Source organism: Prevotella sp. P4-98 (assembly GCF_002251405.1).
Classification (GTDB): Bacteria; Bacteroidota; Bacteroidia; order Bacteroidales; family Bacteroidaceae; genus Prevotella.
Window position 1 is genome coordinate 210,539 of sequence record NZ_NPJC01000058.1, and the last position, 6,910, is coordinate 217,448.

General features: G+C 45.9%; 3 protein-coding genes. 1 reads left to right on the plus strand and 2 read right to left on the minus strand.

Annotated features, from left to right (window positions below):
- Positions 1-12 precede the first annotated feature (12 nt).
- Both CIK96_RS09405 and CIK96_RS09410 read right to left on the minus strand, forming a co-directional pair.
- Positions 13-1,785, minus strand: a complete 1,773-nt coding sequence (locus CIK96_RS09405; protein WP_094440449.1) for a RagB/SusD family nutrient uptake outer membrane protein — start codon at positions 1,783-1,785, stop codon at positions 13-15.
- A gap of 22 nt (positions 1,786-1,807) precedes the next feature.
- On the minus strand, positions 1,808-5,092 hold the full coding sequence (locus tag CIK96_RS09410) for a TonB-dependent receptor (RefSeq protein ID WP_094440450.1): 3,285 nt from the start codon (positions 5,090-5,092) through the stop codon (positions 1,808-1,810).
- A gap of 500 nt (positions 5,093-5,592) precedes the next feature.
- Here CIK96_RS09410 and CIK96_RS09415 point away from each other — a divergent pair, with 500 nt between their 5' ends.
- Complete coding sequence (locus CIK96_RS09415; protein ID WP_254046349.1) at positions 5,593-6,756, plus strand: glycoside hydrolase family 26 protein; 1,164 nt, start codon at positions 5,593-5,595, stop codon at positions 6,754-6,756.
- Positions 6,757-6,910: the final 154 nt, after the last annotated feature.

Consider the following 6,910-nt stretch of genomic DNA (forward strand, 5'->3'; position numbering starts at 1 on the left):
TTAAATTACACATTAATAAGAATAGGTTGCACGGATGTCAACATGTACACTTGGAGAACCAGTAGCCAAATTCGGGTTCAGAGCAACGTCCTCTGATGGGAATGGCAGTGTGAAGCTGTTGGCTGTCACATTGGGAACTTCTGTATCATAGTCATATTCAACCTGTCCGCCGGTATAGGTGAGGTTCCATGTACCAGACTTGTAGTATGCCTTATACAAATGATCGCAGTTCCAGAGTTTGTTACGGTGCTGAGCCTTAAGTTCGGCAATACAGCTGTTTACATCATAGTATGCACGACGTACGTAATCATACCAACGGTCGCCTTCACCAGCAAACTCCAGACGACGCTCCTTCCAGATCATGTCGAAGTTGAGCGAAGTAACGGCAACGGCAGTAGGAATAGCACGCTGATGAACAGCATTGAAAGCATCAAGAGCTGATTGCTCACTGCCACGACCCAGCAGCGTCATAGCCTCAGCGTGGATGAGATATACATCAGAGAGGCGGAGAAGATGGGTTGCAAGAGCTGATGCCATACGTCCGTCGGCAATACCCATTTCAGCCTGGTGGTCTGCTGCATCACCGTAGAGATGCTTCACGTTGTTAGAACCGCAAGGACCTTCGAGCTGCTCTGTTGCAGAAGCATTGTATGACTTGTCATAGATGAATTTAAGATAGTCGAAACCACCCTTGTCACGCCAGAAATAAGCGTACTTATCGCCAGCAATCATCATGGTAGCCTTACGACGGGTGTCGATATCGGCACGGCTTGCAGGGCTCTGCCACTCTACCAGACGAGAATCCTTGCCTGTGCCATCAATCTTGATGACACCGAAAGCTTCCATCAGGTCGGTAGAAGGACCAGTCCAGCCTCCCCATACATTACCAACCTCACACATGCCTTCGATACCAAGGTCAGATTGCAATGAGTTCTGGCAAGTCCAGTGTGCACCAACAGTCCAACGCCAAGCAATCAAGCTTTCAGGGCAAGTGTTGTTGGAACCACGGAAGATGTCTTCATAGTTGTCCATGAGTTTACGACCGGAGTTATCGATCACGTCTTTTGCATAGTCTGCAGCTTTCTGCAAGTCTTCGTTGTTGAGCGAACCACTCACACCAGCCTTGGTCAGATAAACCTTTGACAGAAGACCTTCTGCGCAGTAGTAGTCGATACGACCTGGATCAGATGATTTGGGCAACAGCTCCATAGCCTTCTCCAAAGTAAGGATGATATACTCATAGACGTCAGCTTTCTCCACTTTCGACAATTCATTGTATTTGCCAGATGCCAACATGGCAGAGTTGTCGTGAATGATGGGGACATCGCCGAAGGTACGAACGAGGTAGAAGTAAGCCATGGCTTTCCATGTCAGACACTCTCCCATGCACTGGTTCTTTACTTCCTGTGAAGCAGAGGCACCTTTCAGAGACTCATATACTGTTGAGCAGTGACCAATCTCAGCCCACAGTGAATATGACATATTGATGAGGTCCTGGTCAGTACCGTTTACTGAGAAGTTGAGGTAAGGAGAATTTCCCCAGTACATATTGCCAGAGAACACCTCACCCACCTTGATGAAACCACGTTGGAAGTCATACCAGGGAGAGTTGTAGAGATAGTTCACACCAGCAATACATGCTTTATCAGAACCATAGAAGTTCTCGGTGTTGTATTTATCCTCCGTAGGACGATCGAGGAAGTCCTCACAAGAGGTTGTCAGGAACGATGCGGTGATCAAAGCACCGATTCCCAAAACATTTTTCAAAGATATATTAAAATTCATATTGTGTTCTGTTTAGGAGTTATCAGAATGAAACATTAAGACCGAAGGTCCATGATGTTGGTGAAGGATAACGACCATTATCAAGACCAAACACATTGGGACTGGTAGTAGAAGCACCAACTTCAGGATCGTAACCGTCGTAACCGGTGATAGTGAAGAGGTTGGTAGCAGAGATAGTGGCACGAACGTTTTCGAGTCCAATCTTACCTACGAGTTTCTTATCGAAGGTATAGCTGAGGCTGATGTTCTTCAGGCGAAGGTATGAACCGTCCTGAATGAAGCGTGAGCTCCAAGCGTCGTTGTCGTTCGGGTCGTTGATAGAAGCGCGTGGGTAACCACCGTTTCCTGTAGCAACCACATTAGCAATGTTGTTGTACCAACCATCGGCATAAACGCCATCGGCAGGAGTCAGACGAACACGACCGTTGACGTCGGTCAGCTGGTTGGTCCATGCAGAGTTCATGTGAGTAAGCTTCATCTTGTTGTAGTTACCGACCTTGTTGCCTACAGAACCATTGATGAATACGGTCAGATCCCACTGCTTGTAGTGGAATGTGTTGTTCCAACCAAAGGTGAAGTCGGGCAGCGGAGAACCGATATTAGTCTTATCCTTTTCGTCGATAACACCGTCATGGTTCACATCTTTATATTTAATATCACCTACGAATGTGGTGTTGCGTGAGTTATACTTGGTAGGATCGGTGCTCCATTCAGCCTTGGTCACATTACCGTTTTCGTCACGTTCTACAGTAACAGGGTTGTTTGACTGCAGGGTGTTAACAGGTGAGTTGAGCAAATCTTCAAACGAAGTATAAACGCCTTCAACCTCATAACCATAGAAGTTGTAGAGTGATTCGCCAACTACTGAACGTGCAACGACGTCAGTCCACTGTCCATAACCAAGGAGAGCGGTTGAGTTAGAGAGGCTCTTCAGTTTGTTCTTGTTGAAAGAAATCTGGAAGTCTGACCCCCAAGAGAAGTTCTTGGTTTCGATAGGACGGGTATTGAGGGCGATTTCAAGACCTTTGTTCTCGATGTCACCATAGTTTCCGTAAGGTGCATGAAGTGCTGAAGAACCGTTTCCTGATGTTCCCATGAATGAAGGAAGAATCAGCTGCATCAGCATGTCTGAAGACTTCTTGTTATAATAATCGACAACGAGGTTGACGCGGTTGTTGAAGAAACCGAGGTCAAGACCGATGTTCCACTGTTCCTGAGTTTCCCATTTGATGTCCAAGTTCTTGATGTTATCAGGACGATAGCTGGTGCCGAGACCTGTTTCCATTACTGACATGGAAGATCCCCATTTGTAACCACCGATATTTGAGTTACCGGTCTGACCCCAACCGAGACGGAGCTTACCATTGGACAGCCATTTCACATCCTTCATAAACTTCTCGTTGGTGAAGCGCCATGCAGTAGCCAAAGAGTGGAAGCCTGCCCAACGCTTGTTAGGACCGAAGTTTGAAGAACCGTCGTAACGATAGGTGTAAGTAGCGAGGTAACGGTCATCGTAGTTATAGGTTTCACGAGTGAAGAATGAAGCCATGGCAGTAGAACCGAATCCGCTACCAATCTGAGGATCACCTGTACCAAGAGATGGATTGTGTACTACATCGCTGGGAAGAGCGGTGTTGAATACAGATAGGTTGTCATACTTCGACTCCCATGCTTCCTGACCGACCATGGCGGTGAAGCTATGTTTGCCGATAGAACCATTATAGGTCAGATAGTTCTTGAAGGTCCAGTAGGTGTTGGAGTTCTTCTGTGAACGTGCCTCGTTCTTCTCTAAGTTGTAGTTTCCGAGATGCATAGTGGGGTTAAAAGTCTCACCATGAGTCCATCCGAGATCCCAACCAAATTCAGTATGCCAGGTCACGTTCTTAATAGGTGTTACATCGAAGAAGATGTTACCATTCAGTTTCTGACGTTTCAAAGTAATATCGTTGAGCAGCGCCATAGCGATTGGGTTGGGGCTGGTGAATCCCTCTTTGCTCACTGATGAGTATCCGCCATCGATATTATAAATCTGAATATCAGGAGGTGTGGTCAGCGAATACATGATAATACCCTCTTCACCGTCAGCTTTCAACAGATCTTCATCGGTCTGGCTGTAGGCAACGTTAACACCCATCTTCAACCATTTCTTCAGCTGGGCGTCGATATTGGCACGAAGTGAAATACGCTTAAAGTCAGAACCGATGATAGTTCCTTCCTGGTTCATGTAACCAGCGCTGACATAGTACTTCATCTTATCAGTACCACCCTGAGCACCAATCTGATGCTGGTGCTGGAAAGCAGTGCGGAACACAGCATCCTGCCAGTTAGTACCCTTACCGAGTACTGAAGGATCAGAATATGCAGGGTCTGCCTTTGTGATTTCTCCCTGAGCAACAAGGTCGTTGTAATACTCTGCAAACTCGCGGAGGTTCATCATGTCAAGGCGTTTGGTCTGACGTGACCATGTGGTAGAACCATCATAGGTGAACTTAGCTTCACCGGCTTTACCACGCTTGGTTGTGATGAGCACAACACCGTTGGCACCTTGGGCACCATAGATGGCGGTTGCAGAAGCATCCTTCAACACTTCCATGCTTACGATATCGCTGGGGTTGATGGTTGACAATGGCGAAATGGTTGAAACCGAACCGTTACCGAGCTTATCGCCCAATCCGTAGTCGGCACCAGACTGACCTCCTGACTGGAAGATCACACCGTCAACAACATATAGAGGTTCTGCACCGGCGTTAATGGTAGCTTGACCACGCACGCGAATAGAAGAGGCAGAACCAGGAGCACCTGAAGTCTGTACGGCGGTCACACCAGTAACACGACCGGCAAAAGCCTGGTCGATATTGGTAACATTTGCATTCTTAAGTGCTTTTTCGTCCATGGTAAACGAAGCACCGGCAAGGTCGCTTTTCTTCATCGTACCGTAACCAACGACTACGACTTCATCAAGCATTTTTTTGTCTTCCTCCAGCGTAATGCTATAAGAGGTTTTGCTGTCAACCTTCACTTCCTTGGTAATGTAACCGATGTAGGAAATGACGAGGGTCTGACCTGGGTTAACGTTGAGTGAGAATTTACCGTCGAAATCGGTAGCAACACCATTCGATGTGCCTTTCACCACTACACTTGCACCAATCACAGGACCCATAGCATCGCTAACAGTACCCGTGATCTTCTTGGACTGTTGAACTGCCTGTACCGATGCTTCGGCATGAGCAGCCATAACTGGCGAATACGCGCCCAACAGTGAGCACGCACCCATCAACAGCGCAGTCTTTCTGATTTTTTGATTCATACTTTTAGGTATTTTCTTTAATAAAAATGAATTAACATCGTGTTAGTAAATTGTTGAGAATCATATTCTCTTGTCGTAGCCAAGTCCACCGGACCCGCATACGCTGGAGTATCATTTTGGTCTTTCTGCTGTAATTATTTTAGGATATTTAATATTTATTTTTTATTTCTTTAAGTTTTCAATGTACGGTAGTGATATCAAATCACGTTGCAAAATTAGCATATAAAAACGAGATTTGATAATATTATAATGCTTAAATATAATACTATTTCACCACTATGTTAAAAAACACCAAATAATTAACAAACGATTGCACAGTGTTAAGGTGCACAACTAATAAGTGTATTTTTACCACTATATAAATTACATAATTTACACTTTAAGTGGTTTTCGACAGCTGCAAAAACATATCTTATAAATAATACTATTTTTCACACACGATATTTGGTCAGTTGGAAGATTATGCGTACTTTTGCGCTCAAAACCCAAACTATCATAAAATGAAGAAATATCTATTGATGACGTTGGCATCTGCACTGATTCTGTCAGCATGCGGACCCAAGAAGGCAAGCGACCCCTTAGCAGACTCAGGTCGTACACAGCGCACGGAGAATCTGCTGACCAATCTGATGGCGTATGGTGACAGTGGCGTATATATGTTCGGACACCATGACGATACCGTCTATGGTATCGGATGGAAAGGGGACTCTGCCCGATCCGATATACATAGCGTATGCAACGATTATCCGGGGCTGTTGAGTTTCGACCTTGGACATATTGAACTGGGCGACTCGGTCAATCTCGACGGTGTTCCCTTTGATCGCATGCGCCAAGAAATCTTCACCCATTTCAACCGTGGTGGCGTAATTACATTATCGTGGCATCTGAACAATCCGCTCTCTGGTGGTACTGCATGGGTTGCCGACTCACTGAAGAACGTCGAAACCAAGACTGTGGCTTCGGTATTGGAAGGTGGACAGAAGCATGAGATGTTCTTAGGATGGATTGATAAAGTGGCAGACTTCCTCAACTCACTGGAAACACCATACGGCGTGAAAGTACCGGTTATCTTCCGCCCATGGCATGAGCATACCGGTTCATGGTTCTGGTGGGGACAGGAACATTGCACCGCTGCACAGTATAAAGCGTTGTGGAAAATGACCACCGACCGACTGAAAGACAAAGGAGTGGTAAATGCACTCTATGCTTATTCACCTGGCACAGAGATGGATGGCAATGAATCCAAATATCTGGAACGCTATCCTGGCGACGACATCATAGATGTCATGGGACTGGACTGTTACTGCTCCTCACCTGAGGCTGACACCGTAAAGATTGCCGGTTATGCTGCACAGTTGGATAAGAACCTTGCCACAGTATGTGCCGTTGCCAAGAAACACCACAAGGCTGCTGCTCTTACTGAAACCGGCTACGAGGGAATAAAGACTGCAGACTGGTGGACCAAGACATTACAACCGGTGCTCGACAAGCACCCCATCTGCTACGTACTGGTATGGCGCAATGCTTACGACAACCCACAGCATTACTTTGCTCCGTTCCCCGGTCAGATTTCCACTACCGATTTCGTGACGTTCGTCAACAACAAACATGTGCTGATGCGTAGCGATGTGAACAACATCTACTTTGTGAAAAAGAAAGAATAAGGCGACATTTATGCCGAGCATACCTAACAATAGTTCGTTAAAATTTGAGATAAAGGCTAAGCAGTTTTACGCTGCCAGCCAAAGAGTTCTTTGATAGTATGACTAATTAACTTTCGGTTCGGTATTCTCCGACACTTGTCAAAAATTAATTTAG